This window comes from Kitasatospora papulosa (assembly GCF_000717245.1).
GTDB lineage: Bacteria > Actinomycetota > Actinomycetes > Streptomycetales > Streptomycetaceae > Streptomyces > Streptomyces papulosus.
Genome location: NZ_JNYQ01000002.1, coordinates 332,032 through 358,524 on the forward strand (window position 1 = coordinate 332,032; position 26,493 = coordinate 358,524).

Consider the following 26,493-nt stretch of genomic DNA (forward strand, 5'->3'; position numbering starts at 1 on the left):
GGACGCCGCCGGACGGGCGGGCCGGAACGACGGCCGTCAGGCGGGCACGTGTACCGCTTCGACCCGGCTGACGACGTGGTGGTCGCGTTCCCGGTGCGTGGCGCGGGAGTGCAGCCTCAGGATCTGCACGACGCCGAGGGCCTCCAGGACGAAGACCGAGGCGAACGCGACACGGTAGTTGTCGCCGGTCGCGTCCAGCAGGACGCCCACCGCGAACAGCGTCGTCATCGAGGCCACGAAGCCGCCCATGTTGACGATGCCGGAGGCGGTGCCCTGCCGCTCCGGCGGGTTGGCCGGCCGCCCGAAGTCGAATCCGATCATCGAGGCCGGGCCGCAGGCGCCGAGCACCACGCACAACGTGATCAGCAGCCACATCGGCGCGTGGTCGCCGGGGTAGAAGATCGTGGACGCCCAGAGCAGAGCCGTCAGCGCGACCGTACCCAGCGCCAGCGGTGCGCGCGCCGCGTGGTGACGGGCGATGATCTGCCCGTAGACGAGCCCCACCACCATGTTCGAGAGCACCACCAGGGTGAGCAGTTCACCCGCGGTCCCCCTGCTGAGACCCTGCGCCTCGACCAGGAACGGCATGCCCCACAGCAGCAGGAAGACCATGGCGGGGAACTGCGTGGTGAAGTGCACCCACATGCCGAGGCGGGTACCCGGCTCCCGCCAGGAGGCCGCGATCTGCTTCCGCACGTACGCCGCTCCGGCGTGCTCGGCCGGAGGCGGCTCATGGCCCTCGGGGTGGTCCTTGAGGAAGAGCAGCAGCAGGACCAGCACCACCACACCCGCCATCGAGCTGCCGACGAAGGTCGTGGTCCAGCCGAGGCCGTGCAGCGCGCGGGCGATGAGCAGGGTGGAGACCAGGTTGCCGGCCATACCGAAGAGCGCGGCCACCTGGCCGATCAGCGGGCCGCGGCGGGCCGGGAACCACCGGGCACCGAGCCGCAGCACGCTGATGAACGTCATGGCGTCGCCGCAGCCGAGCAGCGCGCGGGAGGCGAGAGCGGTGCCGTACGAGGGCGAGAGCGCGAAGCCCAGCTGCCCCACCGTGAAGAGCACCACCCCGATGGTGAGGACCTTCTTGGTGCCGAGCCGGTCGACCATGAGGCCGACGGGTATCTGCATGCCGGCGTAGACCAGCAGCTGAAGGATGGAGAACGTCGACAGGGCCGAGGCGTTGACGTCGAACCGGTCGGCGGCGTCCAGTCCGGCGACGCCCAGGCTCGTACGGAAGATGATCGCGACGAAGTAGACCGCGACGCCGATGCCCCAGACCCATGCGGCACGCCGGCCGCCGGGCGGATCTCCGGGCAGGGACAGGGTGGGGGAGGCGGAGCTCACCGGTCGTCCCCCCGCACCAGCACCTTGACCCGGCTGACGTGGCGCCGCACGACCTGTGCGGCACCCTCGGCGTCGCCGGCCCTGATGGCGTCGAGCAGTTCGCCGTGCTCGGTGATGTTGGCGGCGATGCGGCCGGGGTGCGCCTCCATCACCGCGACACCCATCCGCAGCTGCCGGTCGCGGAGCTGGTCGTAGAGGCGCGACAGGATCTCGTTGCCCGCGTTCTTCACGATCTCGGCGTGGAAGCAGCGGTCCTTGACGGACACCGCGGCCAGGTCGCCCACCTCGGCGAGCTCCCGCTGCTCCTCCAGGAGCTGTTCGAGCCGAGCGATCAGCTGCGCCGACGCGGGCACGGCCTTGCGTGCGGCGAACTCCTCGACGAGCAGCCGGGTCTCCACGACGTCGGAGATCTCCTGCGCGGAGACCGCGAGCACCAGCGCGCCCTTCTTCGGGTAGAGCTTGATCAGCCCTTCGACCTCAAGGCGGAGCAGTGCTTCCCGCACCGGGGTCCGGGACACGCCGACCGCCTCGGCCAGATCGCCTTCGGTGAGGAGCGTGCCGCCCTCGTAACGGCGGTCCAGGACCGCCTCCTTGATGTGGGCGTACACCCGCTCGGCTGCTGGCGGCGGCTTGGGATCCGCCTTGCGGACCGTGGGTGAGGCAGGGGGCGCGACAGGCATGCACACAGCATAGATACAAGATGCGTGCGTCCGCCGCCCCGTCCGCGATCCGGACCGATGTGACGCGGACCCGCCATGGAAAAATGACGCGACTCACTCGTTCGGGCGTACAGCCATTCAGCGCCCTCGCGAGTCTCATGTCAGGGCGGCACTCCCGTGCGATCGCCCTTTCAGGACATTTGGGAGCGTCTCCTTTGACATACGGAATTTCGGGCACACGCCGCGCCTCCGTCGCGTCCGTCGTGGCCCTGACAGCGGGAGCCGTCCTCGCGACCGGAGCGTTCGCCTCCACAGCTCAGGCGGCCGCGCCGCCGACGCCCACGATCACCGCCAAGGGCGGCTTCGTGATGAACAACGGCACCGCGAAGACGCTCTACGGCAAGAGCGCGGACACCCGCCGCTCCACCGGCTCGACGACGAAGATCATGACCGCCAAGGTCGTACTGGCGCAGAAGAACCTGAACCTCGACGCCAAGGTCACCGTCCAGAAGGCGTACAGCGACTACATCGTCAAGAACACCGCCTCGTCCGCCCGGCTGATCGTCGGCGACAAGGTCACGGTCCGGCAGCTGCTGTACGGCCTGATGCTGCCGTCCGGCTGCGACGCCGCCTACGCCCTGGCCGACAAGTTCGGCACCGGCTCCACTCGGGCCGCGCGGGTGAAGTCCTTCATCGGCAAGATGAACGCCTCCGCCAAGAGCCTCGGTCTGAAGAACACCCACTTCGACTCGTTCGACGGCATCGGCGGCGGCTCGAACTACTCCACCCCGCGCGACCTGACGAAGATCGCCAGCAGCGCGATGAAGAACTCCACGTTCCGCGCGATCGTGAAGACGAAGTCGACGAAGCAGAAGGTCACCACCAAGACCGGTGGCTACCGCTACATGTCCTGGGCCAACACCAACGCCATGCTGGGCAGCTACTCCGGCATGATCGGCGTGAAGACCGGCTCCGGACCGACGGCCAAGTACTGCCTGGTCTTCGCCGCGACCCGGAACGGCAAGACGGTCATCGGGACCGTCCTCACGTCGACGTCCGCGACGACCCGGACGGCCGACGCGAAGAAGCTCCTGGACTACGGTTTCAAGAAGTGACCCGCGTGCGCGGGCTGTGACCCGCGCACGAGGAAGGGGGCCCGCCGCGAGATGCGGCGGGCCCCCTTCCGTGCGTACGTGCCGGTCAGGCCCAGGTGATCAGCCGCTTGGGCTGCTCCAGGACGGCCGCGACGTCCGCGAGCACCCTGGAGCCCAGCTCGCCGTCGACCAGCCTGTGGTCGAAGGAGAGTGCCAGCGTGGTGACCTGGCGGGGCTTCACCTTGCCCTTGTGGACCCAGGGCTGGAGCTTGATCGCCCCGACCGCGAGGATCGCGGACTCGCCCGGGTTCAGGATCGGCGTACCCGTGTCGACGCCGAAGACGCCGACGTTGGTGATGGTCACCGTGCCGCCGGCCATGGCCGCCGGGGAGGTCTTCCCCTCGCGTGCCGTGGACACCAGTTCACCCAGCGCCTCGCCCAGCTGCGGCAGGGTCTTCTCGTGCGCGTCCTTGATGTTCGGCACGATCAGGCCGCGCGGGGTCGCGGCGGCGATACCCAGGTTGACGTAGTGCTTCTGCACGATCTCCTGGTTGGCCTCGTCCCAGGCGGCGTTGACCGCCGGGTTGCGCCGGATCGCGACCAGGAGGGCCTTGGCGATGATCAGGAGCGGGTTGACCCGGACCCCCGCCATGTCCTTGTCCTCCTTGAGCTCCGCCACGAGCTTCATCGTGCGCGTCACGTCGACGGTCACGAACTCGGTCACGTGCGGCGCGGTGAAGGCGCTGCCGACCATGGCCTGGGCGATGGCCTTGCGTACGCCCTTGACCGGAACACGCGTCTCCCGGCCCGCCGGGTCCGCGACCACGGCGACCGGTGCGGGTACCGCTGCGGCCTCCTCCGCACGCGCGGGGGCCACGGCGGGAGCCGGTGCGGCAGCCGCGTGGACGTCCTCCCGGGTGATGACGCCGCCCTCGCCGGTCGGGGTGACCGCAGCGAGGTCGACGCCCAGGTCCTTCGCCAGCTTGCGCACCGGCGGCTTGGCCAGCGGGCGGCTCTCCGGGAGCTTCGCCCCGTGGCCGTTGAGCTCGGCCTGGACCGCGGCGGCCGCCGGACCCGGGATCTGCGCGCCCTTGCGGGCACGGCGCTTGGTGGAGGTCTCGGCGACGCCGTACCCCACGAGCACCGGCTGGCGCCCCTTGGGCGCCTCCGGCTCCGCTTCGGGCGCGGCCTCGGCGACGGGCTGCTGTACGGCCTCCGCGGCGGCGGGCACGTCACCGCTGCCCGGTGCCACGTCCACCGCGATGATCACCTCGCCGACGTCGACGGTCGTGCCCTCGGGGAAGCGCAGCTCGTGCACCACCCCGTCGAACGGGATCGGCAGCTCCACGGCGGCCTTGGCCGTCTCGACCTCGCACACGACCTGCCCGTCGGTGACGGTGTCGCCGGGCTGGACGAACCACTTGAGGATTTCCGCCTCGGTCAGTCCCTCGCCCACGTCGGGCATCTTGAACTCACGGAAACGAGCGGACGTTTCGGTCATCGTCGTCACGACCCTCTCCTCAGTACGCCAGTGAGCGGTCGACGGCGTCGAGCACCCGGTCGAGACCCGGCAGGTATTCGTCCTCGAGCCGGGCCGGCGGGTAGGGGGCGTGGTAGCCGCCGACCCTCAGCACCGGCGCTTCGAGGTGGTAGAAACAGCGCTCGGTGATCCGGGCCGCGATCTCGGCACCGGAGCCGTAGAACACCGGCGCCTCGTGGACCACCACGAGCCGGCCGGTCTTCTCGACGGAGGTCTGTACGGCGTCGAAGTCGATGGGGGACATCGACCGCAGGTCCAGGACCTCGACCGACTTGCCCTCCTCCTGGGCCGCGGCGGCCGCCTCCAGGCAGACCTTCACCATCGGGCCGTACGCGACGAGCGTGAGGTCGGATCCCTCACGGGCCACGGCCGCCTTGTGGAGCGGGCCGGGGATGGACTCGGTGTCGAGCTCCCCCTTGTCCCAGTAGCGCCGCTTGGGCTCGAAGAAGATGATCGGGTCGTCGCTCTGGACGGCCTGCTGCATCATCCAGTAGGCGTCGCTCGCGTTGGACGGCGAGACGACCTTCAGGCCGGCCACGTGCGCGAACAGCGCCTCGGGCGACTCGCTGTGGTGCTCCACGGCACCGATGCCCCCGCCGTAGGGGATGCGGATGACGACCGGCATCTTGATCTTGCCGAGGGCACGGGCGTGCATCTTGGCGAGCTGCGTGACGATCTGGTCGTACGCGGGGAAGACGAAGCCGTCGAACTGGATCTCGACGACCGGGCGGTACCCGCGCAGGGCCAGGCCGATCGCCGTGCCGACGATGCCGGACTCCGCGAGCGGGGTGTCGATGACCCGGTCCTCGCCGAAGTCCTTCTGGAGGCCGTCCGTGATGCGGAAGACGCCGCCGAGCTTGCCGACGTCCTCACCCATGATGAGGACCTTGGGGTCGGTCTCGAGCGCCTTGCGCAGCGACTCGTTGAGCGCCTTCGCGATGGACATCTTCTCGGTGGCCATGGCTAGTTGCCCTCCTCGGCGAACGATGCCTGGTAGGCGGCGAACTGGGCGCGCTCCTCGTCGACGAGCGGATTCCCGTCGGCGTAGGCGTGGTCGAAGATCGCCAGCCGGTCCGGGTCGGGCATCGCCCGCACCGCTTCGCGCACCCGCTTGCCGAGGGTCTCGCTCTCCTCCTCCAGCGCGGTGAAGAACGCCGCGTCGGCGAGCTCCTGCTTCTCCAGGTACGTACGCAGCCGCAGGATCGGGTCCTTCGCCTCCCAGGCCGCCCGCTCCTCGTCCGCCCGGTACTTGGTCGGGTCGTCGGAGGTGGTGTGGGCGCCCATGCGGTAGGTGAACGCCTCGACGAGGGTGGGTCCCTCGCCCCGCCGGGCACGCTCCAGCGCCGACCTGGTCACGGCCAGGCACGCGAGGACGTCGTTGCCGTCGACCCGGACGCCGGGGAATCCGAAGCCCTGCGCGCGCTGGTAGAGCGGCACCCGCGTCTGCTTCTCGGTCGGCTCGGAGATCGCCCACTGGTTGTTCTGGCAGAAGAACACGACGGGGGCGTTGTAGACGGCGGAGAAGGTGAACGCCTCGGCGACGTCGCCCTGGCTGGAGGCACCGTCACCGAAGTACGCGATCACGGCCGAGTCCGCACCGTCCTTGGCGACGCCCATGGCGTAGCCGGTGGCGTGCAGGGTCTGCGAGCCGATGACGATCGTGTAGAGGTGGAAGTTGTTGGTGTTCGGGTCCCAGCCGCCGTGGTTCACGCCGCGGAACATGCCGAGCAGATTGGTCGGGTCGACGCCCCGGCACCAGGCGACACCGTGCTCCCGGTAGGTCGGGAAGACGTAGTCGTCGTCGCGCAGTGCGCGGCCGGAGCCGATCTGCGCGGCCTCCTGGCCCAGCAGCGAGGCCCACAGGCCCAGCTCGCCCTGGCGCTGCAGCGCGGTGGCCTCGGCGTCGAACCGGCGGGTCAGGACCATGTCCCGGTAGAGCCCGCGGAGCTCCTCCGCGCTGAGGTCGATCTCGAAGTCCGGGTGCTCGACGCGCTCGCCCTCGGGCGTCAGCAGCTGTACCAGCTGGGGGCCGGAGCCCTCCTGCGTCTTCGCGGGCGTCTTCGCGGCGCTGGTCCGCTTACTGCTGCGTCGCGGTTTGCGCGCGGCAGTGCTCTCCACGGTCACGTGCGTGCTCCTCCGTCGGTCCGGCCCCCGGGATGGCCGGGAAGCCAGTGCGGCTCGCCTGTGTCCGGACCCGTGCACGGGGTGGGTGCCGCTCGGCCGGGAACAGGCGTGACAGGTGCCCCGGCGAGCGTCCTGTCATAAGCACGTTACCCAGTGCATCGCATAACTGCGAAACACCTTGTGACCTGCGATTTTGCTTGGATTTCCAAGTAAATCGCGAAAATCGCGAACTCCCGCTGGTCACAGCATCGGTAACAGCCTGGCAGGCGGCCGGAACAACGGCACGTTATCCCGGCCGGCAGGCGCAGGGAAGGGCATAGGACAGGGGAGTGTGTGAGACTGCGAATGTGCGCGAAGAAGGAAAAATCACTGTATTCCTGCTCGATGATCACGAAGTCGTCCGGCGCGGAGTCCACGAGCTGCTGGCAGCCGAGGCCGACATCGAGGTCGTCGGCGAGGCCGGCACGGCCGCGGACGCCCTCGCACGGATTCCCGCCACCCGCCCGGACGTCGCCGTCCTGGACGTACGCCTGCCGGACGGCAGCGGGGTGGAGGTCTGCCGCGAGGTCCGCTCGCGGGACGAGGACATCAAGTGCCTGATGCTCACCTCGTACGCCGACGACGAGGCCCTGTTCGACGCGATCATGGCCGGTGCCTCGGGATACGTACTGAAGGCCATTCGCGGTAACGAGCTGCTGAGCGCCGTACGCGACGTCGCCGCCGGCAAGTCGCTGCTGGACCCGGCGGCCACCGCCCGCGTGCTGGAGCGGCTGCGCGAGGGGAAGGAGGGCAAGGGCGACGACCGGCTGGCGGGGCTGACCGACCAGGAGCGCAAGATCCTCGACCTGATCGGCGAGGGGCTGACGAACCGGGTGATCGGCGAGCGGCTGCACCTCGCCGAGAAGACCATCAAGAACTACGTCTCCAGCCTGCTCTCCAAGCTGGGCATGGAGCGTCGCTCGCAGGCCGCGGCGTACGTGGCGAGACTGCAGGCCGAGAGGCGCTGAGCGCCGAAGGGCGGCAGGCAGGGCCCGGCCCCGCCGACGGGAGGCGGGACTTTGGTCCCGCGCCGTCGGGGGCGGCGGACCCTTACACGGCCCCTACCCGTGCGGGAACAGTGGGAGCCATGCTTTTCTCCCGCCCCTCCGACACCGGAACCGCGAAGGATCACGGAACCGGCACCCCCGGCACCCCCGGTGCCCGTGACGCCTCCGGCACCGCGGCCTCCGCCGGCTCCTCCGGCGCGGACCGGCTCCGCGCCATCGAACTGCTCGGCAGCGTCCGCTACGGCCGGCTGGCGATCAGCATGCGGGCCCTGCCCTTCCTCGCCGTCGCCCGGCATCTGGTGATCGAGGACCGCGTGGTCCTGCGGATGCACAGGGGGCTCGGATTCCACGAGTCCTGCGACGGAAGCGTCGTCGCCTACGGGGCGGACAACTTCAACACCCCGGCCCCCGGTGGCACGGAGGACCTCTGGTCCGTGCAGTTCACCGGACCCGTCGAGATCATGGATCCGGGCCCCGGCCAGCGTGAGCGCTTCGGGACCGGCCCGGCCGAGGTGAACGGCGAACACTTCGATCCGGTGTACCTCCGGCTCGACCCTCGCCTTGCGCACATGCACACTCTGGCCTTCGACGCAAGTCCGTCAGGCCGGACACGTAGCGTCACCTAACATGTGTCGGGTGCTGCGCTCATCTGTGACCCTTCCGCCTGTCCCTCCGGTCGGCGAGGTGCTGCGCCGCTATCCGGACGCGGGTGAACCCCTTGCCTGCGAACCTCTCAACAAGGGCCTGCTCAACCATGGTTACCGCGTGTCGACCACCCGCGGCTCGTACTTCCTCAAGCACCACCTCGACAAGCACCACCTCGACGACGCCAGCGGTGATCACGCCACGATCGTCCGGCAGCACCGCGCGACCCAGCAGTTGCACTCCCTCGGTGTCCCGGTGGTGCCGCCGCTCACGGACACAGAGGGTGACACGGTCACGGTCATTGACGGGGAGCACTACGCCCTGCACCGGTGGGTGGACGGCCTCCACCGGGACGGCGCCCAGCTGACGACCGCCCAGTCGCGTCGGCTCGGGGCACTCCTCGGAGCCGTGCACATGGGGTTGGAGCAGGTCATGGAGGCGGACCCGCCTCCCCCGGCGCGGGGCCAGAGCTCCGACCCCGCCGACACGTTCACGCTGATCGACGAGCTGCTGACGGCCGCACGGCGCCTCGGTCCCCGGGACGCGTTCGACGAACTGGCCGTGCACCGTCTCGTGGAGCGCCGTGCCCTGCTGGAGCAGCACGCCCACCGTCGCCCGCCCACACCCGAGGGCTCCGCGCGGGGATGGGTGCACGGGGACTTCCACCCGCTGAACCTGCTCTACAAGGGAGCCGACCCCGTCGCGATCGTCGACTGGGACCGTCTCGACGTCCAACCGCGCGCGGAGGAGGCCGTCAGGGCTGCGGCGATCTTCTTCGTACGGCCGGACGGCAAGCTGGCGCTGGAGAAGGTGAAGGCGTACGCGCGCGCCTACCGGCGGTCGGCGGGCGCCGGGGCCGCCGAGCTGGCGGCCGCGGTGCACCGGGTGTGGTGGGAACGCCTCAACGACTTCTGGATACTGCGCTGGCGCTACAGCCTGCACGACCGCAGGGCCGACCCGCAGTTCCCTGCGGTGTCGGCCCTGGCGGTGTGGTGGACGCGGGAGTACGAGGCGGTCGCCGACGCCTTCACGGGGTGAGCCGGGGGCGGTCCCGGAAGCCTTGACCGCGGGGGACACGGGGTGGCCCCCGAAGCCCCGTCCGCGTGGGACGCGGGCCCCCGAAGCCTCCGGAGCGTGCCCTGCGGGGCCACCTGCGGCACTGGCTGCGGGGCCTTCACGGCGTGAAGGCCCCGTCACTCCGTGGTGGCGCCCGTCCTCACCCGGCGGTGGTGCCGGCCGCTCCGGCGGCGGTGCCGGCCGCGGCTCCGGCCGAGGTACCGGCCGTGGTCCCCTCCGTCGTCGTACCGCCCGTGTCGTCGCCGGTGCCGCCGTCGTCCGCACCACCGTCGGTGGTCCCGCCGTCGGTGGTCGTCCCGCCGTCGGTGGTCGTCCCGCCGTCGGTCGTGCCCGGGTCGGGCGACGAGGTGGTCTCCGAGGGCTTGTCCGTCGGCTTGGTCGGCTCCTCCGTCGGGGTCCTCCACGTCGGATTGCTGGGCTGCCAGGTCTGGCCGCCCGTGGAGTTGTCCGGTTCCTCGGTCTCCTCGGTCTCCTCGTCCGTCGGCTCCGGCGAGGACGGGGTCGGCGAGGGGGAGACCGACGTGGTGGGCGACGTCGGGGTCTTCTTGTCGCCCTCGTCGCCGTTCGCCGCCTGGAGGGCGAACGCGACGCCCGCACCGATCGCGATCAGCGCGAGGATGACGAACAGCAGCATCTTGCCGCGTCCGCCGCCGTTGCTGTGGTGGCCGCCCGTGTAGGCCCCGTCGTCGGGGTTCATGGGGGGCAGGATCGGGCCCTGGGAGGTGTCCCCGTGCATGGGGTACCCCATGGCCGCGGTGCCACCGCCGACGTTCATCGCGGTCGTGTGACCGCCGTCGTGGGCGTTGACCGGGCCGGTGTTCCACGTACCCGTGTGCCCGCCCTGCACCTGCAGCATCTGCAGGCTGTACTGGACCAGGCCGCGCATCTCCTCGGCACTCTGGAACCGGTCGTCCGGCTCCTTCGCGAGGGAGCGCATGACGAGCCCGTCCAGCTCCGGCGGGACCTCACCGGCGACCTGGGAGGGCGGGACGGGGATGTCCTGGACGTGCTGGTACACGACGGAGAGCGGGGTCTCGCCCGTGAACGGGGGTCTCAGCGCCAGCAGTTCGTAGAGCAGACAGCCGGTGGCGTACAGGTCGGAACGGTGGTCGACCGCCTTGCCGAGCGCCTGCTCGGGCGAGAGGTACTGCGGCGTGCCCATGACCATGCCCGTCTGGGTCATCGTGGACTGGGCGCCGTGCAGTGCGCGGGCGATGCCGAAGTCCATGACCTTGACGGCGCCGGAGTGCGTGATGATCACGTTCGCCGGCTTGATGTCACGGTGCACGATGCCGTGCTGGTGCGAGTACGCCAGGGCTTCCAGGACGCCCGAGACGATGATCAGCGCCTGCTCGGGCGGCGGCGCCTCGGCCTCCAGGAGCAGGTCCCGGATGGTGTTGCCCTCGACGAGCTCCATCACGATGTAGGGGACGGTCGAACCGCCCACGACGTCCTCGCCGGAGTCGTACACGGCGACGATCGCGTGGTGGTTCAGGCCTGCGACCGACTGCGCCTCACGCGTGAAGCGGGCCTTGGAGACCGGGTCCTCGGCAAGATCGGATCGCAGCAGTTTCACCGCCACCGTGCGTCCCAGACGGACGTCCTCCGCGGCGTAGACCTCGGCCATTCCGCCGCGGCCGAGCCGGTGGGTCATGCGGTAACGGCCGTCTCCGACCACACCGCCGACACCCCAGGAGTCGGTGCCATCCGAAACTCCGCCGCCGTTTGCTTCGGATTCGGGTGCCATCAGTCCTCGCCGTCGTATCTGTCCGCGCGTCCGCGGGTTCTCACGGTGCTTTGCTGCATTGCGACGTCACGCTACAGGCTCAGCCCGACGCATCGGATTCCGGAGTGACGGGCCATCCAATCGGCTCGCGCGCCGTCCGCGCAAATTCCATGCGCTTCCTGTAACGCTTCCGAGACGCTTCTTGTGCGTAGGGTCACGGAACGGGCACCTGGCTTGACGTGTCGTACCCCTCGGGCAGACTTGGCGCGTAACAAGGATGATCGCGTCCGCCGGGCGCCGAGGGGGATTCAAGCCATGAGCCACGACGGCGCACAGGGGCGGTACGCGGGCGGTTCCGTGGCCGGCGGCCGGTACCAGCTGCGCGACCTGCTCGGCGAGGGCGGCATGGCCTCCGTCTACCTCGCGTACGACACCGCCCTGGACCGACAGGTCGCGATCAAGACACTGCACACCGAGCTGGGACGCGAGCAGTCCTTCCGCGAGCGGTTCCGGCGCGAGGCGCAGGCCGTCGCCAAACTGCAGCACACCAACATCGTCTCGGTCTTCGACACGGGCGAGGACGAGCTCGGCGGCGCGCTGATGCCGTACATCGTCATGGAGTACGTCGAGGGACAGCCGCTCGGCTCCGTGCTCCAGGCAGACATCCAGCAGTACGGCGCGATGCCGGCCGACAAGGCCCTCAAGGTGACGGCGGACGTGCTCGCCGCCCTGGAGACCAGCCACGAGATGGGTCTGGTCCACCGCGACATCAAGCCCGGCAACGTCATGATGACCAAGCGCGGCGTCGTCAAGGTGATGGACTTCGGCATCGCCCGGGCCATGCAGTCGGGCGTCACCTCGATGACCCAGACCGGGATGGTCGTCGGTACCCCTCAGTACCTCTCCCCCGAGCAGGCACTCGGCCGCGGCGTCGACGCGCGATCCGACCTGTACTCGGTCGGCATCATGCTGTTCCAGCTGCTCACGGGACGCATCCCGTTCGACGCGGACTCGCCGCTCGCCATCGCGTACGCGCATGTGCAGGAGGAGCCGGTCGCCCCGTCGAGCGTCAACCGGGCGGTCACGCCCGCGGTGGACGCCCTCGTCGCCCGCGCGCTGAAGAAGAACCCGAACGAGCGCTTCCCGAGCGCCGCGGCGATGCAGGACGAGATCGCACGTGTGCTGAGCGCCGGCGCGCCCACGGGCGCTCCGGTGATCGTCGGCGGGGGCGCTCCGGCGAACAGCGGATCGGGCGTCGGCTCGGCGGTCTTCCCGCCCGTCGACCAGGCCACACCGGCTCCGCACAGCGTGCAGACGCCGTACCAGCCGCAGCACCACCAGCCGGGCCCCTACGGCCCGCCCACCCCGGCTCCCGCGCCGGGCTACGGCTACCCGCAGGCGGCCCAGCCGTACGGGACTCCGGCGCACATGGGGCAGCAGACCTCCGCTCCGTACACGATGTCCTCGCAGCCGGCGACGGGCTCGGGGGGAGGCGGCGGGTCCAGGAGCAACATGCCGGTCGTCGTGGGATCGATCGTGGTCGCCCTCGTCGCGATCGGCGGACTGATCGCCTTCCTGAACATGGGCGACGACTCACAGAACGGCAAGAGCGACGACCCCAGCACGAGCGAGTCCAGCGTGGCGGGCGAACACAAGGCTCCGGAGCGCAACCGGACGATGGAGACCACCAAGTGCACGGACGCCCCTGAGGACACCGACGACCCGGCGAAGGTCCAGGCTCCGAATTTCGTCTACAAGGACATCCGGTCGGCCAAGGACTGCGCCGACGCCGCCGGCTGGACGATCAAGGTGACCGAGGTGGAGGGCAACACCTACGCCGAGGACCAGGTGATCGGCCAGTTCCCCTCGCCGGGCACCGCGGTCCCCGAACGGGGTGCCGACATCGAGCTGCAGGTCTCCACGGGCGACCCGGCCTGATCGCTGTCCCCTCCTCCGTATCCCGCGGGCCCTCCGTATCCCACCGGGCCCCTCTCCCTCCTCGGTTCCGCGACTCTCATCCGTAGGGGCGGCCGATCCCGAAGCTGGTGAGGGAGTGGCTTCGGGGCTGTTGAGGGAGTGGCTTCGGGGCACCTTCGGGATGCCGGACATATCGGGGCGTGTGACGCTGATCTCATGCCTCCAGGACTCCCGGTTTCACGGTCGTCACGGTGCGTCGTCTGTCTGGTGACGGCGATCGGGGTGGCACTCGGACCCACCGCCTGGGCCGGCGAAGGAGGCGGGTCCTCCTCGTCCACACCCGCGGCACTCCTGGCGCCGGCCGCCCGCTCGGGCTCCCCCGCCACCGGCGCTCCCCGTTCTCCCGTCGCGAGCTCCTCGGCGACGGAGCCGCCCCTGGCCGGACGCTCGGCCGGTGAGGGGCGGGCGCGACCGGGGAGGTCGCTCTCCCCCCTGGAGGAGGCGAACTCCGACGCCGCCGCGGACGAGATGCCGCCGGATCCGGACCCCGTCGAGGTGCCCGCGTTCACACCGCCGCCCGAGGCGTTCCCGGAACCCGGTCGGACGGCACGGCAGCGGCAGGCACAGGACGGGTCCACCACACGTCAGGTGCGGGACGTGTCACTGGGCAGCGGAATCGCCCTGGTGGGGCTCGGACTCGCCTTCCTGGGTCTCCGTATGCGCCGCGCGGACTGACCCAGTCTCCCTCGCCGCCCCGCCCCCGCCCTCGCCCCCGTCCGGCCCGTTGAACGCGCTCGGCACGGTGGCGGTGCTCCCGAAGGAGGGTGATCATCCTTTTCCGGGGGCACCACCATGTGGTGAAGGCCATGTGCGAGAGAATGGCGTCATGGAGATGCCGAGGAATGAACGGTCGCAGGAGCACCCCCAGGTCCTCGTAGTGGGGCAGGACGGAATGGCTATCGGCGGCGGTGGCAGTGACGACGAGTCGCGCGAGGTCCCGGTGACGGAGATGGTCGAACAGCCCGCGAAGGTCATGCGCATCGGCAGCATGATCAAGCAGCTTCTGGAGGAGGTCAGGGCGGCTCCTCTCGACGAGGCGAGCCGGGTCAGGCTGAAGGAGATCCACGCGAGCTCGGTGAAGGAGCTCGAGGACGGTCTGGCTCCGGAGCTCGTGGAGGAGCTGGAGCGGCTCTCGCTGCCGTTCACCGAGGAGTCCGTTCCTTCCGAGGCCGAGCTGCGCATCGCACAGGCCCAGCTGGTCGGCTGGCTCGAAGGCCTCTTCCACGGTATTCAGACGGCACTCTTCGCCCAGCAGATGGCCGCCCGTGCGCAGCTGGAGCAGATGCGCCGCGCGCTCCCTCCCGGCGTCGGCCATGAGGACGAGGAAGGCGTCGTCGACCCTCACGGTCCCGCGCGTTCCGGCCCTTACCTGTAACCCGCGGCACCGACCGCCCTACGCGACCGGGCCCGGCACACGTGAAGTGTGCCGGGCCCCGCCGTTTGTGCCTGGCTACCTGTGCCTGGTCTGCCTCCGACCGGCCAACATCTGCCTGGTCGGCGTCTGCTTGGTCTGCCTCCGGTCGGATCTCGGTCCTCGGGCTTCGGTCCTCGGGCTTCGGTCCTCGGGCTCTCGCCTTCGATCCTTGACCCTGAGGACCTCGTCCTCAGGCCTTCGGCGAGGCGAGGAGGATCTTGCCGATGTGGCTGCTGGACTCCATCAGCCGGTGGGCTTCGGCAGCCTCCGACATCGGCATCGTGCGGTCCACGATCGGCTTGACGACTCCGTCGGTAAGCAGGGGCCACACATGCTCGCGCACCGCGGCGATGATGGCGGCCTTCTCCGAGAGCGGCCGCGCGCGGAGCGACGTCGCCGTGACAGCGGCCCGCTTGCTCAGAAGGGCACTCAGGTTCAGCTCACCCTTGGCACCGCCCTGAAGGCCGATGATGGCGAGCCGGCCGTTCACGGCCAGTGCCCGCACGTTCCGGTCGAGATACTTCGCCCCGACGATGTCGAGGATCACGTCGGCCCCGGCACCGTCCGTGGCCTGGCGCAGCTCCTCGACGAAATCCTGTTCGCGGTAGTCGATGAGGATGTCGGCGCCGAGTTCCTGACAGCGCGCCAGCTTCTCGGGGCCGCCCGCCGTCACCGCGACGCGCGCTCCGACGGCCTTCGCGAGCTGGATCGCCATCGTGCCGATCCCGCTGGACCCTCCATGCACCAGAAGGGTCTCGCCGGGGCGGAGGTGAGCCACCATGAAGACGTTGGACCAGACCGTAGCCGCGACTTCAGGAAGTGCCGCTGCCTGGACGAGGTCCACACCGTCGGGCACCGGCAGCAACTGGCCGGCGGGCACGGCCACCTTCTCCGCGTATCCACCGCCCGCGAGCAGTCCGCACACCTCGTCGCCCACAGCCCAGCCCGTCACCCCGGGGCCCACCTCCGCGATGCGGCCCGCGCATTCGAGACCGGGATAGGGAGAGGCGCCGGGCGGAGGGTTGTAGAAACCCTGCCGCTGCAGCACATCGGCTCGGTTGACCGCACTGGACACGACCTCGACGAGGACCTCACCCTCGCCTGGTACGGGATCGGGGACCTCGGCCCATACGAGCGCTTCGGGGCCACCGGGTTCGGGGATCGTGATCGCATACATGGCCGCGAGGCTACTCCGTACAGGGCCCCGAACGGGGCAGACCTGCCTGCGAGCGGGGCCGGGCAGTCCTGTTACGGTCGCGGGCCCGGCTGCTGAGGGTGGTGCGTCGGCGAGGTGTGCAGCGGTGACGCGCGCACGATGGTGATCACCCGGTCCGTCAGTTGCAGAGGGCTGGCCGCCGGATCGTCGTAGCCCAGCAGCCTGTGGCCGCGCAGCACACTCACCACCAGGTCGTCGGTCTCCCGGACGCTCTTGCCCACTTCGGCCTTTATCACCGGCCGTTCGACGAGATCGAGCCCGCTGCCCTGCTGGATGAGATCCTCCATCACCGTGCCCGCACTGGGGCTGAGCACGGAGAGCCCGAGCAGACGCCCCGCCGCACTCGCGCTGGTGATCACGGCATCGGCGCCGGACTGCCGCAGCAGTGGAGCGTTCTCCTCCTCACGGACCGCGGCAACGATCTTCGCGCCGCGGTTGAGCTGACGCGCGGTCAAGGCAACGAGGACGGCGGTGTCGTCGCGCTGGGTGGCGATGATGATCTGACGGGCCTTCTGGACCTCCGCACGCAACAAGACATCGCTGCGGGTCGCGTCGCCCAGCACACCGACGAAGCCTTCTGCGTTGGCCGCTTCGATCACCTTGCCGGCGGGGTCGACGATGACGATCTGGTCCTTCTTCAACCCGGTCGCACAGAGCGTCTGGATCGCCGAGCGGCCCTTCGTGCCGAAGCCGACGACCACGGTGTGTTCACGCAAGTTGCTTCTCCAACGGTTCAGCCGGAAGTCCTCCCGGGTCCGCTCCGTCAGGACCTCGAGGGTGGTGCCGACCAGGATGATCAGGAAGAGCACGCGCAGCGGCGTCACCAGCACCACGTTGACCAGGCGAGCCGGGTCACTGTACGGGACGATGTCGCCATAGCCGGTCGTCGACAGTGTCACCGTCGCGTAGTAGACGGCGTCGAGGAAATCGACCTTGTTGTCGGCGTTGTCGTGGTACCCGCCCCGGTCCGCCCAGACGATGAAAACCGTGGTAGCTAGCACCGTCAGAGCCATCGCCAGACGCTTGGCCACCTGGCGCAGCGGCCTGTCGACCACCCGCCGGGGCAGCAGCACACGAGTGGGAACGACGTGTTCGTCTGCGCGCCTGGCCATCGCATCGTGGCCGGGAAGTTTCACGTGAAACACCCTTCCGTCCACGGCGACGCCGAGGCCCATGGTAGATCGAGGATCTCCACCTCGGTGCCGGACCGTACCCCGCCGGGAGGCACCACGGCCAGCCCGTCCGCGGCAGCGATCCCCCGGAGCATGGCGGGGCCGTTGTAGTGCAGGGGCACGACACTGTCCTCGCGGTGGACCACGGGGATCAGCCGGGTGTCGTGCGGGTGCCCGTGCACCTCTTGAGGCACCGGTGCACGGTACCGGTCCTGGGCCGGCCGGCCGGCGATTCCTCTGAGCAGCGGCTCGGCAAGCGTCAGCAGTCCCGACACGGCGGCCAGCGGATTACCCGGCAGTCCCACCAGGCAGGGACCGCCCTCGGCGAGGCGTGCCAGAAGCATGGGATGGCCGGGGCGTACAGCCACACCGTCGACGAGAAGATCGGCACCGATCTCTGCCAGCACGGGGTGTACATGGTCCACCGGGCCGGCGGCTGTCCCGCCCGTGGTGAGAATCAGGTCGGCATCGGAGGAGACGAGCGCCTGGCGGAGCGCCCCGGCCTCGTCCCCGAGCCGTCGAGGCTCGGCCACCTCGGCCCCCAGAGCACGAAGCCAGGGGGCGAGCATGGGGCCGAGCGCGTCCCGGATCAGCCCGTCGTATGGAAGCCCGGACGTGAGGAGTTCGTCGCCGAGCACGAAGACGTCGACGCGGGGCCGGGGTACAGCGACGAGCGCGTCGTACCCAGCGGCGGCCGCCAGCCCTAGCACGGGTGGAGTCACCACGGTTCCCGCGGGCAGAAGCTCGTCGCCGGAACGGCACTCCTGGCCCCTGGGCCGGATGTCCTGGCCCTGAACGACTTCACGGCCGGCGTACAGAAGCCTTTTGGCCTCATCGCAATGAGCGTGTTCGCTACGGATCACCGCCGTGGCATCAGCCGGAAGGCGTGCGCCCGTGGCGATCCTCGAAGCCTGCCCGTCAGGAAGCGGTTCCGTGGAACCGCGCCCGGCCAGCAGGCCCTCCCCCTCCTTCACGGTCCAGGGGCCCGGCCCCGCGACGGCCCAGCCGTCCATGGCCGACGTGTCGAACGACGGCAGGTCGGTGAGTGCGACGACTGCCTCGGCCAGGACATGCCCGAGAGCCCGGTCCAGAGGGAGCCGGTGGGCGGCCAGGGGAGCGGCCCGGCCAAGGCTCTCAGCCAGAGCACGCGCTGCGTGCCAGGCCGTGGACCCGGTCCGGTGGGCGTGCGGGGAGGACGCGGGACGATCGGCCGAGGAGCCCCCGTGAGAACGGGAAGAAGCCGAATCCGCTGCCGGTGCAGGTGCCGCCAGAGGCGAGACCACCGGCGCCGGTGAGCTCGGCGCCGGTGCGCTCGGCATGGCTGCGCCGGGGGTCTGTGCGCTACGCGCCGGGGAGGACGGGGTCAGGCCCGAGTCCGGCCGCGATTCCGGTCCGGCCGACGCCGAAGCCGCAGAAGACGGAGACGGGGGTGATACCGCTGACGGGGGTGATACCGGTGACGACGGGGGCGGCTTGGAGCGTGTCGCGCCGGGCCCTTCCGGAGGGCGGTGCCCGGCCCGGGGCTGATGTCCGACGAGAGCGAGGGCCTGATCGACGGCCCGCTCCTCTTCGGCCGCTCGTTCCTCCTCGGTCGACCGTCCTCCGTCAGCCGATGCTGCCTCGCGTTCGTGCGCGGTCACGACGTGCCGGGCCCGCTACCCGCCTCCGATTCCGCCGCCCATCGGAGCGCGAGAGCCGTGGCCTTACGGGAGGCTTCGGCAACCGCCTCAGCAGCCGCCTCCGGGCTCCGGCCGCTGCTCGCCATCGCCGCCGCGTACCCCACCAGGAAGGTGGTCAACGGCGCGGCAGGCCGCGCGACGCCGTGCGCGGCGTCTCGCGCGAGATCGAGCAGGACGCCGGTGTCGACGTCGAGCTCGATACCCAGTTCGTTCTTGACTGCGGTGATCCATTCGTCCAGCACGGTCCCATGCTCCCTGATCCGCGCCCTGGCAGCAGCAATGTCTTCCCAGGTGTCGCAGTCGAACGAGGCCAGAGGACCGGCCTGGACCCGGACCAGGTCCAGTTCGGCGGTCAGGATCCGCAGCGGCAGTCCGGCGAGGCTGCCGTGCTCGGTGGCGAGAAGGGCGAGCTCACGGCGCAGCGGCTCGGCCCGATAGACCGCGACCAGCGGCTGGTCCCGCCCGTCCTGGTCGGTGCACAGGGCGCCTTCTCGGGCTCCCGGCTCCGTTGCCGCCAGCAACGAGCGGATGGTCGCCTCTTCCAGGAACGGCAGATCCGCGGAGAGCACCAGGACGCTCTCCGCGTCCGTGTGCCGTACGCCGGCGTCGAGCGCGGCCACAGGGCCGCCCCCTTCGGGCACTTCACGAGTCCAGGTGACCGGACGCACGGTGGGCCTGCGTCCACCCACCACCACGGTGGACCCGGCATCGGCACATGCGGTCAGCACCCGGTCGAGCAGTGAGCGGCCGCCCACGTGAAGCCCTGGCTTGTCGGCTCCCCCGAGGCGCTTCGCGGCCCCTCCGGCAAGAACAATGGCGTCATACGCGGTCATCCCCCGAGTATGCGGGCCACCCGCCTCCGACGGTCCCCCGAAGACCGAACTCACAAGTAGCCCGCTCCGGGGGTGCCCGTGCTTCCGCCCTCCGTCACAGTGTGCGCAGCAGCACCGCCGGTTGTTCGACGCAGTCGGCCACGTACCTCAGGAACCCACCGGCCGTGCCGCCGTCGCAGACGCGGTGGTCGAAGGTGAGGGAGAGCTGGACGACCTGGCGGACCGCCAGCTCACCCTCGTGCACCCAGGGTTTGGGCATGATCCGGCCGACCCCGAGCATGGCCGCTTCGGGGTGGTTGATGATGGGAGTCGAGCCGTCGACCCCGAAGACCCCGTAGTTGTTCAGCGTGAACGTCCCGCCGGTGAGCTGCGCAGGGGTCAGCTTCCCGTCCCGGGCCGCGCCGGTCAGGCGGGCGATCTCCGCGCCGATCGACTCCGCGTTCCTCGTGTGCGCGTCCCGGACGACCGGAACGACCAGGCCCCGCTCCGTCTGCGCGGCAAACCCCAGATGGACCCCGGCGAGCCGCACGATCTCCCGCGCATCCGCGTCCACCGTCGAGTTGAGCTCAGGGAACCGAGCCAGGGCCGCCGTGCAGATGCGGGCCAGCAGGGCCAGCACGGATACCTTCGGCCCCGCGGCGGACCCGCCGGCCGCGTTCATCGCAGCACGCGCTGCCATCAGTTCGGTGGCATCGGCGTCGACCCAGCACGTCGCGTCGGGAATCTCCCGCCGACTGCGTGACAGCTTGTCGGCGACCGCGCCCCGGACCCCACGCAGAGGGATCCGCTCGCCCGAGGGTTCCGCCTTCGGCGCGTTCACGGGCTCTGCCCCGGCGGCAGACTTTTCGTCCGCGGCCCTGACGGCGGCCTCCACGTCCGTGCGCAGGATCAGCCCGTCACGCCCCGTGCCGACGATCTGCCGGAGATCGAGACCGTGCTGCCGCGCCAGCTTCCGGACCAGAGGGGAGATGACCGCAACGGGCCCCTGAGGCTCCACCACTCCGGATTTCGGGGCCGAAGCCACCGCCGCAGGGGGGGTCGGCCCCGCGACCATGTACGTCTCCGCGTCCGCCCGGGCCGATGCCTTGATCCCGGTAGCCGGTACCGAGGACTCGGCCGAGACCGGGGTGGGCCTGACCCTGCGCCTCCGGGCGACCGGTGCACCCGTGCCGTAGCCGACGAGAACGTTCCCGGACGTCCCGCTCTCGGCGGCACCGCCGCCGGTGGACCCACCGGAGTCATCGCGCCCCGCGACCGGCTCCACCGATCCGACCGCCACGGTCAACAGTGGTGCGCCTACCGGGAGCTCCGTGCCCTCCTCGCCGTATCGCGCCGTCACCACACCCCCGTACGGGCAGGGAACCTCCACCATGGCTTTGGCCGTCTCGACCTCGACGACCGGTTGGTCGACGGCGACCACGTCGCCGACCTCGACCAGCCAGCGCACGATCTCGGCCTCGGTCAGTCCTTCACCCAGGTCGGGAAGCTTGAATTCGAGTACCTGTGCCATCAGCTCTCCGCCTCCCACTGAAGACGGGCGACCGCGTCGAGCACCCTGTCCACGCCCGGCAGATGGTGCCGCTCCTGCATCGGCGGCGGATACGGGATGTCGAACCCTGCGACGCGGAGGACAGGCGCCTCCAGATGGTGAAAACATCGCTCGGTGACACGCGCCGCGATCTCGCCGCCCGGACCGCCGAATCCGGACGATTCATGGACGACCACCGCACGGCCGGTGCGGCGGACCGACGCGGCGACGGTCTCGTCGTCGAACGGCACCAGCGAGCGCAGGTCGACCACCTCGAGATCCCATCCCTCGGCCGTGGCAGCCTCGGCCGCCTCCAGGCACACGGGGAGGGACGGCCCGTAGGTGATCAGGGTCGCGCTGCGTCCGGGGCGCCGGACCACCGCCCGCCCTATCGGCTCGACCGGGGCCGGCGCATCCGGTGACCAGTCGGCCTTGGACCAGTAGAGCCGCTTGGGCTCCAGAAAGACCACCGGGTCGTCCGAGGCGATCGACTCCCTCAGCAGCCCGTACGCGTCGTCGACCGTGGCCGGCATGACGACGTGCAGGCCCGGTGTCGCCATGTAGTAGGCCTCGGAGGAATCACTGTGGTGCTCGACTCCGCCGATCCCACCGCCGTACGGCACCCGCACCGTGATCGGCAGAGGCATGGCCCCGCCCGTCCGGTTCCGCATCTTGGCGACGTGACTGACCAACTGCTCGAACGCCGGATAGGCGAAGGCGTCGAACTGCATCTCCACCACGGGCCGCAGTCCGTACATCGCCATTCCCACGGCCGCGCCGAGAATGCCCGCCTCGGCCAGTGGCGTGTCCGTGCAGCGCTCGTCGCCGAACTCCTTCGCCAGGCCGTCGGTGACGCGGAAGACTCCACCGAGCGTTCCCACGTCCTCACCGAGGACGTGCACCGTCGGATCCTCCGCCATCGAGTCACGCAGCGCCCGCCCGAGCGCCTGCGCCATCGTGGCCGGCTTGGCTCTGCCGGTCCGCTCACCGGCTGTCGCGGCAGCAGTGCTCATCGGACTCCCTCCGCGCCGTGCCCGTCGTGCGGACCGTGCTCCGCGTCCAACTCGACCCGCAACTGGTCCGCCTGTTCCCGCAGCTGACCCGTCTGCTCCTCGTAGACATGGGAGAACAGATCCATCGGGTCGAGAACCGGATCGGCGTTCATCTGCTCCCGCAGGCCCTCCGCCATCCGCTCGGCCTCCTCCCGCACCGCCGTCATGCCGTCCTCGTCCAGCAGCCCCCGCCCGGTCAGCTCCCGCTCGAGAAGCACGATGGGATCATGCGCACGCCACGTCTCCACCTCGCTGTCACCGCGGTAACGGGTTGCGTCGTCGGCGTTCGTGTGGGCGTCCATGCGGTAGGTGACGGCCTCGACCAGCGTCGGGCCCTCCCCGCGCCTGGCCCGCGCCACAGCCTCGCTCAGCACCTGGTGCATCGCTGCCGCGTCGTTGCCGTCGACCAGGCGCCCCGGCATGCCGTAACCCACGGCTTTGTGCGCGAGGGACGGCGCCGCGGTCTGCTTCGCCAAGGGCACGGAGATCGCGAAGCCGTTGTTCTGTACGAGGAACACGACCGGCGCCCGCCAGACAGCCGCGAAATTCAGCGCCTCGTGGAAATCGCCCTCACTCGTCCCGCCGTCGCCGACCATCGCGAGGGCAACCACGTCGTCGCCCTTGAGGCGCGCCGCGTGCGCCAGCCCCACGGCATGCGGCAACTGGGTGGCCAGGGGGGTGCACAGCGGGGCGATGCGGTGCTCGCGCGGGTCGTACCCGGTGTGGCGGTCGCCCCGCAGCAACGTCAGTGCCTCGACCGGGTCCAGGCCACGCGCCACCGCGGCCAGGGTGTCGCGGTAGCTGGGGAAGAGCCAGTCCCGGTCTTCCAGCACGAGTGCCGCGGCGATCTCACATGCCTCCTGGCCGGTGCTCGACGGGTACACCGCGAGCCTGCCCTGCTTGGTGAGTGCGGTGGCCTGGGCGTTGTACCGCCGACCGCGGACCAGCTCGGCATAGAGCCTCAGCAGCAGCTCGGGGTCGGCATCCGCTGCGGCATCGGTACCGAGCACGCGGAACGGCTCGGGGTCCGGGAGCAGCGGCGCGGGATCCGTGAGCGGCTTCCAGGCCGGGGGCGGCGTGGGCCGGTAGGCGGCTGCGCCGGGCAGCTCCTGGACCGTCATGACAAGCACCTCCTGGCATCGGGGTACATCGGGGGTGTCGAAATCTGCGGGATTGTCGAGGGGTGAGCAGGCGCCGGTGTGGCGTGCCTCACCTACCGATTGTTCGGTCGCCGACGCAATTTGGCTACAGGCACCTCCAGCCTGTGGACAAACGGTTCTCCACAGCCTGGGATAGGGACAGGTCGTCCACAACAGGGAGGCGCGGGCAGATGGCAGCTGAACAAATGGCCGACGGAGTCGTGGACCCGGGCCGTATCCCGCCCGCACGGCCGCTGGACTCCACCGACCGGGCCATCCTGCGCATCCTCCGGACGGACGGCCGCGCCTCGATACGGTCCGTCGCCGAACGCGTCCACGTCTCGCGGGCCAATGCCTACGCCCGCATCAACCGGCTCGTCGAGGACGGGGTGATCCGCGGTTTCAGCGCCCGCGTGAATCACGAACGGGCGGGGCAGGCCGCCTCCGCGTACATCACCCTCAAGATCGTCCAGAACTCCTGGCGCACCGTGCGGGAACAGCTCCAGGCCCTGCCAGGCGCCTCCCACATCGCGCTGGTCAGCGGCGACTTCGATGTCCTGCTCCTGGTGCACACCCCGGACAACCAGGCGCTGCGTGAGCTGGTCCTGACGAGGATCCAGGCCATACCGGAAGTGCTGTCGACCCGCACCCTGCTGGTGTTCGAGGAGACCGATCTCGGCCCGCGCCCCGACCGCCCGGCGGAGCTCGCCTAGAGCGATCCGTTGGTGACCGGTCGCGAGCACGCCGGTGCACAGGCGTCAGGCTGCCGGCGTCAGGCGGCCCGCATGCCCTCGAAAGCGAGCCGGACGACCGTGTCGGCGAGCTGCTCCGCCTCCGGTGAGCCACCCGGTTGCGGGCGGTACCACTCGACCAGCGAATTCACCATGCCGAAGAGCAGCCGTGTCGCCAGGCGTATGTCCACGTCCGCGCGCAGGTCCCCTTCCGCCACCGCGGCCTTGAGCAGCTCGGACACCCGCTGGTCGAACTCGCGCCGACGCTCGAGGGCCCAGCGCTCCGTCCTCGTGTTGCCGCGCACCCGCAGCAGCAGCGTGACGTACGGCAGCTCCGCCGTGAGCACCTCGACCGTGCGGCGCGTGACGTACTCGACCCGGACGATCGCCCGCCCCTGTATCGCACCCGTCTCCTCGAGGATGCCGAAGAGCCCGTCGAGTGCCCGGCTCACCGCCCGCCGCAGCAGCTCCTCCTTGCCCGCCACATGGTGGTAGATGGACGACTTGGAGATGCCCGCCGCCTTGGAGAGGTGCTCCATCGACGTGCCGTCGTAGCCGCGCTCGTTGAAGACGCGGACGGCAACGGTCAGGAGCGTCTCCGGGGTGTACGTGTCCCGCTTGGCCGTGGTCATGACCGCGATCCTCCCCCATGAGTTGTCCACAGGTCCCTCGGGGCCCCTTGTCCCGACCGATCGTTCGGTTACTCTAACTCCGTCAGCACATCCCTGCCCGGCTCGACGAGGAGTTGGTCCGTCATGGCCGCCGAGCTTTCCCCCGAGAAGCTGTCCGAGATCCACCGCCCGACGCTCGACCAGGCCCTCGACGCGATCCGCACGCGCGCCTACTGGTCCCCGCACCCCGAGCACCCGAAGGCCTACGGCACGGAAGGCCTCGCCGGCAGCCTCGGCGCGGCCGAGGGCAAGGCCGCGTTCGACGCCGTGCTCAACACCCGGCTGGATCTCGGCCAGCCCGGCACCGACGGATGGACCGGCGGCGAGATCTCGCCGTACGGACCGGAGCTCGGCGTCGAGTATCCGCATGCCGATCCCGACGTCCTGCTTCCCGCCATGAGTGCCGCCATGGGCTCCTGGCGTGCGGCGGGACCGGAGACGAGGGCCCTGGTCTGCCTGGAGATCCTCGCCCGGATCAGCGCGCGTACGCACGAGCTGGCGCATGCCGTGATGCACACCAGCGGTCAGGCGTTCGTGATGGCCTTCCAGGCCGGCGGCCCGCATGCCCAGGACCGCGGGCTCGAGGCTGTGGCCTACGCCTTCGAGGAGCAGACGCGCACCCCGCGCAGCGCCGACTGGTCGAAACCCCAGGGCAAGCGCGACCCGCTGCGGCTGCACAAGTCGTACACGGCGGCCGGGCGCGGCATCTCGCTGCTGATCGGCTGCAACACATTCCCCACGTGGAACGGCTACCCGGGCCTCTTCGCCTCGCTGGCGACCGGCAACCCCGTTCTGGTGAAGCCGCACCCACGCGCGGTGCTGCCGCTCGCGCTCACCGTCCAGCTGGCGCGTGAGGTGCTGACCCAGGCGGGATTCGACCCGAATCTGGTCGCCATGGCGGCGGAGCGGCCTGGCGAGGGCATCGCCAAGACCCTCGCGGTGCGGCCCGAAGTGAAGATCATCGACTACACCGGTTCCACCGCCTTCGGAGACTGGCTGGAGACCAACGCCAGGCAGGCCCAGGTCTACACGGAGAAGGCGGGCGTCAACACGATCGTCGTCGACTCCACCGACGACTACCGGGGCATGCTCTCCAACCTGGCCTTCTCGCTCTCCCTCTACAGCGGCCAGATGTGCACCACCCCGCAGAACCTCCTCATTCCGCGCGACGGCATCACCACCGACGCGGGTGCCAAGACCTACGAGGAGGTGGTGACGGACATCGCAGCGGCGGTGAACGGCCTTCTCGGCGACGACGCACGGGCCAACGGCCTGCTCGGCGCCCTGGTGAATCCGGATGTGAAGGCCAGGCTGGAGGGCGCCTCGGCCCTGGGGGAGGTCGCGCTCGCCTCACGCACGGTCGTCAACCCCGACTTCCCCGAGGCCGTGGTCCGCACGCCGGTCCTCGTGAAGCTCGACGGCGCCGAGTCCGACGACGACGCGCCGTACCTCTCGGAGTGCTTCGGCCCGGTCTCGTTCGCGGTCGCCGTCGGCTCGACCGGTGAGGCGCTGGATCTGCTGCGCCGCACCATCCGCGAGAAGGGCGCCATGACCGTCGGCGCGTACACCACCTCTCCCGAGGTGGAACGCGCGGTGGAGGACGTCTGCTTCGAGGAATCGGCTCAGCTCTCGCTGAACCTCACCGGCGGGGTGTACGTCAACCAGACAGCGGCCTTCTCCGACTTCCACGGGTCGGGAGGCAACCCGGCCGCCAACGCGGCACTCTGCGACGGGGCGTTCGTGTCCAACCGGTTCCGGATGGTGGAGGTCCGCCGCCAGGCCTGAGCCAGGCCCCGCGGGCGGCCCGTACGGCGTACGGTGGAGCG

23 protein-coding genes are annotated in these 26,493 nt (G+C 70.3%); 9 read left to right on the top strand and 14 right to left on the bottom strand.

The window, feature by feature from the left end; genetic code table 11:
- Positions 1 to 36: 36 nt before the first annotated feature.
- Entirely contained in the window at positions 37 to 1,344 is a 1,308-nt protein-coding gene (locus IA22_RS0106965; RefSeq protein WP_014155288.1) for an MFS transporter, read from the bottom strand.
- Positions 1,341 to 2,024, bottom strand: coding sequence for a GntR family transcriptional regulator (locus IA22_RS0106970; protein ID WP_014155287.1), 684 nt, complete (start codon positions 2,022 to 2,024; stop codon positions 1,341 to 1,343). Before IA22_RS0106970 ends, IA22_RS0106965 begins: the two co-directional genes overlap by 4 nt.
- 194 nt (positions 2,025 to 2,218) lie before the next feature.
- Between IA22_RS0106970 and IA22_RS0106975 the strand changes: the two genes are divergently transcribed.
- Complete coding sequence (locus tag IA22_RS0106975; RefSeq protein WP_014155286.1) at positions 2,219 to 3,118, top strand: D-alanyl-D-alanine carboxypeptidase family protein; 900 nt, start codon at positions 2,219 to 2,221, stop codon at positions 3,116 to 3,118.
- Between the two features lie 85 nt (positions 3,119 to 3,203).
- On the opposite strand, the gene IA22_RS0106980 is transcribed toward IA22_RS0106975, so the two are convergent.
- The 3 genes from IA22_RS0106980 to pdhA (IA22_RS0106990) are packed head-to-tail and all read right to left on the bottom strand — an operon-like array spanning position 3,204 to position 6,761.
- On the bottom strand, positions 3,204 to 4,607 hold the full coding sequence (locus IA22_RS0106980) for a dihydrolipoamide acetyltransferase family protein (RefSeq protein ID WP_014155285.1): 1,404 nt from the start codon (positions 4,605 to 4,607) through the stop codon (positions 3,204 to 3,206).
- A 10-nt stretch (positions 4,608 to 4,617) separates the two neighbouring features.
- Positions 4,618 to 5,598 carry an alpha-ketoacid dehydrogenase subunit beta gene (locus IA22_RS0106985; protein WP_014155284.1) on the bottom strand — a complete coding sequence of 327 codons (981 nt, stop codon included), beginning with the start codon at positions 5,596 to 5,598 and terminating at the stop codon, positions 4,618 to 4,620.
- 2 nt (positions 5,599 to 5,600) lie between these two features.
- Entirely contained in the window at positions 5,601 to 6,761 is a 1,161-nt protein-coding gene (pdhA, locus tag IA22_RS0106990) for a pyruvate dehydrogenase (acetyl-transferring) E1 component subunit alpha (RefSeq protein WP_014155283.1), read from the bottom strand.
- A gap of 347 nt (positions 6,762 to 7,108) precedes the next feature.
- Between pdhA (IA22_RS0106990) and IA22_RS0106995 the strand changes: the two genes are divergently transcribed.
- The 3 genes from IA22_RS0106995 (at position 7,109) to IA22_RS0107005 (ending at position 9,490) form a co-directional block, all read left to right on the top strand.
- Entirely contained in the window at positions 7,109 to 7,768 is a 660-nt protein-coding gene (locus tag IA22_RS0106995; RefSeq protein WP_030123034.1) for a response regulator, read from the top strand.
- Between the two features lie 119 nt (positions 7,769 to 7,887).
- Positions 7,888 to 8,433 carry a pyridoxamine 5'-phosphate oxidase family protein gene (locus IA22_RS0107000; RefSeq protein WP_209443732.1) on the top strand — a complete coding sequence of 182 codons (546 nt, stop codon included), beginning with the start codon at positions 7,888 to 7,890 and terminating at the stop codon, positions 8,431 to 8,433.
- A 58-nt stretch (positions 8,434 to 8,491) separates the two neighbouring features.
- The gene (locus IA22_RS0107005; protein ID WP_030123036.1) at positions 8,492 to 9,490 is read left to right on the top strand and encodes a phosphotransferase; all 999 of its coding nucleotides are present in this window, start codon (positions 8,492 to 8,494) and stop codon (positions 9,488 to 9,490) included.
- Positions 9,491 to 9,668: 178 nt separating this feature from the next.
- On the opposite strand, the gene IA22_RS0107010 is transcribed toward IA22_RS0107005, so the two are convergent.
- Positions 9,669 to 11,276, bottom strand: a complete 1,608-nt coding sequence (locus tag IA22_RS0107010; RefSeq protein WP_014155279.1) for a protein kinase domain-containing protein — start codon at positions 11,274 to 11,276, stop codon at positions 9,669 to 9,671.
- Between the two features lie 294 nt (positions 11,277 to 11,570).
- Between IA22_RS0107010 and IA22_RS0107015 the strand changes: the two genes are divergently transcribed.
- The 3 genes from IA22_RS0107015 (at position 11,571) to IA22_RS0107025 (ending at position 14,607) form a co-directional block, all read left to right on the top strand.
- Entirely contained in the window at positions 11,571 to 13,193 is a 1,623-nt protein-coding gene (locus tag IA22_RS0107015) for a protein kinase domain-containing protein (RefSeq protein WP_014155278.1), read from the top strand.
- Between the two features lie 246 nt (positions 13,194 to 13,439).
- Complete coding sequence (locus tag IA22_RS37505) at positions 13,440 to 13,907, top strand: hypothetical protein (RefSeq protein WP_245229546.1); 468 nt, start codon at positions 13,440 to 13,442, stop codon at positions 13,905 to 13,907.
- 151 nt (positions 13,908 to 14,058) lie between these two features.
- Positions 14,059 to 14,607, top strand: a complete 549-nt coding sequence (locus IA22_RS0107025) for a bacterial proteasome activator family protein (RefSeq protein WP_014155276.1) — start codon at positions 14,059 to 14,061, stop codon at positions 14,605 to 14,607.
- A gap of 229 nt (positions 14,608 to 14,836) precedes the next feature.
- Here the strand turns inward: IA22_RS0107025 and IA22_RS0107030 are convergent, their stop codons facing one another.
- The 7 genes from IA22_RS0107030 to pdhA (IA22_RS0107060) form a co-directional block, all read right to left on the bottom strand.
- Positions 14,837 to 15,823, bottom strand: coding sequence for an NAD(P)H-quinone oxidoreductase (locus IA22_RS0107030; protein WP_030123038.1), 987 nt, complete (start codon positions 15,821 to 15,823; stop codon positions 14,837 to 14,839).
- A gap of 71 nt (positions 15,824 to 15,894) precedes the next feature.
- On the bottom strand, positions 15,895 to 17,037 hold the full coding sequence (locus IA22_RS0107035) for a potassium channel family protein (RefSeq protein ID WP_014155274.1): 1,143 nt from the start codon (positions 17,035 to 17,037) through the stop codon (positions 15,895 to 15,897).
- The gene (locus IA22_RS0107040) at positions 16,995 to 18,674 is read right to left on the bottom strand and encodes a molybdopterin molybdotransferase MoeA (protein ID WP_240798445.1); all 1,680 of its coding nucleotides are present in this window, start codon (positions 18,672 to 18,674) and stop codon (positions 16,995 to 16,997) included. The genes IA22_RS0107035 and IA22_RS0107040 overlap by 43 nt, the downstream gene beginning before the upstream one ends.
- Positions 18,671 to 19,546, bottom strand: a complete 876-nt coding sequence (locus tag IA22_RS0107045) for an NTP transferase domain-containing protein (protein ID WP_030123041.1) — start codon at positions 19,544 to 19,546, stop codon at positions 18,671 to 18,673. The genes IA22_RS0107040 and IA22_RS0107045 overlap by 4 nt, the downstream gene beginning before the upstream one ends.
- 94 nt (positions 19,547 to 19,640) lie before the next feature.
- Positions 19,641 to 21,056: a dihydrolipoamide acetyltransferase family protein gene (locus IA22_RS0107050; RefSeq protein ID WP_030123043.1), complete on the bottom strand. Its 1,416-nt coding sequence runs from the start codon at positions 21,054 to 21,056 to the stop codon at positions 19,641 to 19,643.
- Positions 21,056 to 22,087 carry an alpha-ketoacid dehydrogenase subunit beta gene (locus IA22_RS0107055; RefSeq protein ID WP_014155270.1) on the bottom strand — a complete coding sequence of 344 codons (1,032 nt, stop codon included), beginning with the start codon at positions 22,085 to 22,087 and terminating at the stop codon, positions 21,056 to 21,058. Before IA22_RS0107055 ends, IA22_RS0107050 begins: the two co-directional genes overlap by 1 nt.
- The gene (gene pdhA, locus IA22_RS0107060) at positions 22,084 to 23,247 is read right to left on the bottom strand and encodes a pyruvate dehydrogenase (acetyl-transferring) E1 component subunit alpha (protein ID WP_014155269.1); all 1,164 of its coding nucleotides are present in this window, start codon (positions 23,245 to 23,247) and stop codon (positions 22,084 to 22,086) included. The genes IA22_RS0107055 and pdhA (IA22_RS0107060) overlap by 4 nt, the downstream gene beginning before the upstream one ends.
- Before the next feature lie 209 nt (positions 23,248 to 23,456).
- Here pdhA (IA22_RS0107060) and IA22_RS0107065 point away from each other — a divergent pair, with 209 nt between their 5' ends.
- Positions 23,457 to 23,978 carry an Lrp/AsnC family transcriptional regulator gene (locus IA22_RS0107065; protein WP_014155268.1) on the top strand — a complete coding sequence of 174 codons (522 nt, stop codon included), beginning with the start codon at positions 23,457 to 23,459 and terminating at the stop codon, positions 23,976 to 23,978.
- A gap of 59 nt (positions 23,979 to 24,037) precedes the next feature.
- Here the strand turns inward: IA22_RS0107065 and IA22_RS0107070 are convergent, their stop codons facing one another.
- On the bottom strand, positions 24,038 to 24,628 hold the full coding sequence (locus IA22_RS0107070) for a TetR/AcrR family transcriptional regulator (protein ID WP_014155267.1): 591 nt from the start codon (positions 24,626 to 24,628) through the stop codon (positions 24,038 to 24,040).
- A gap of 123 nt (positions 24,629 to 24,751) precedes the next feature.
- Here IA22_RS0107070 and paaN point away from each other — a divergent pair, with 123 nt between their 5' ends.
- Positions 24,752 to 26,452: a phenylacetic acid degradation protein PaaN gene (gene paaN / locus IA22_RS0107075; protein WP_030123045.1), complete on the top strand. Its 1,701-nt coding sequence runs from the start codon at positions 24,752 to 24,754 to the stop codon at positions 26,450 to 26,452.
- Positions 26,453 to 26,493: the final 41 nt, after the last annotated feature.

Coding starts and splice junctions, on each gene's coding strand:
- IA22_RS0106970 (WP_014155287.1), bottom strand. CDS start 2,024: ATGCCTGTCGCGCCCCCTGCCTCACCCACGGTCCGCAAGGCGGATCCC.
- IA22_RS0106985 (WP_014155284.1), bottom strand. CDS start 5,598: ATGGCCACCGAGAAGATGTCCATCGCGAAGGCGCTCAACGAGTCGCTG.
- IA22_RS0107000 (WP_209443732.1), top strand. CDS start 7,888: ATGCTTTTCTCCCGCCCCTCCGACACCGGAACCGCGAAGGATCACGGA.
- IA22_RS0107010 (WP_014155279.1), bottom strand. CDS start 11,276: ATGGCACCCGAATCCGAAGCAAACGGCGGCGGAGTTTCGGATGGCACC.
- IA22_RS0107015 (WP_014155278.1), top strand. CDS start 11,571: ATGAGCCACGACGGCGCACAGGGGCGGTACGCGGGCGGTTCCGTGGCC.
- IA22_RS0107025 (WP_014155276.1), top strand. CDS start 14,059: ATGGAGATGCCGAGGAATGAACGGTCGCAGGAGCACCCCCAGGTCCTC.
- IA22_RS0107030 (WP_030123038.1), bottom strand. CDS start 15,823: ATGTATGCGATCACGATCCCCGAACCCGGTGGCCCCGAAGCGCTCGTA.
- IA22_RS0107035 (WP_014155274.1), bottom strand. CDS start 17,037: ATGGGCCTCGGCGTCGCCGTGGACGGAAGGGTGTTTCACGTGAAACTT.
- IA22_RS0107045 (WP_030123041.1), bottom strand. CDS start 19,546: ATGACCGCGTATGACGCCATTGTTCTTGCCGGAGGGGCCGCGAAGCGC.
- IA22_RS0107050 (WP_030123043.1), bottom strand. CDS start 21,056: ATGGCACAGGTACTCGAATTCAAGCTTCCCGACCTGGGTGAAGGACTG.
- IA22_RS0107055 (WP_014155270.1), bottom strand. CDS start 22,087: ATGAGCACTGCTGCCGCGACAGCCGGTGAGCGGACCGGCAGAGCCAAG.
- pdhA (WP_014155269.1), bottom strand. CDS start 23,247: ATGACGGTCCAGGAGCTGCCCGGCGCAGCCGCCTACCGGCCCACGCCG.
- IA22_RS0107065 (WP_014155268.1), top strand. CDS start 23,457: ATGGCAGCTGAACAAATGGCCGACGGAGTCGTGGACCCGGGCCGTATC.
- IA22_RS0107070 (WP_014155267.1), bottom strand. CDS start 24,628: ATGACCACGGCCAAGCGGGACACGTACACCCCGGAGACGCTCCTGACC.
- paaN (WP_030123045.1), top strand. CDS start 24,752: ATGGCCGCCGAGCTTTCCCCCGAGAAGCTGTCCGAGATCCACCGCCCG.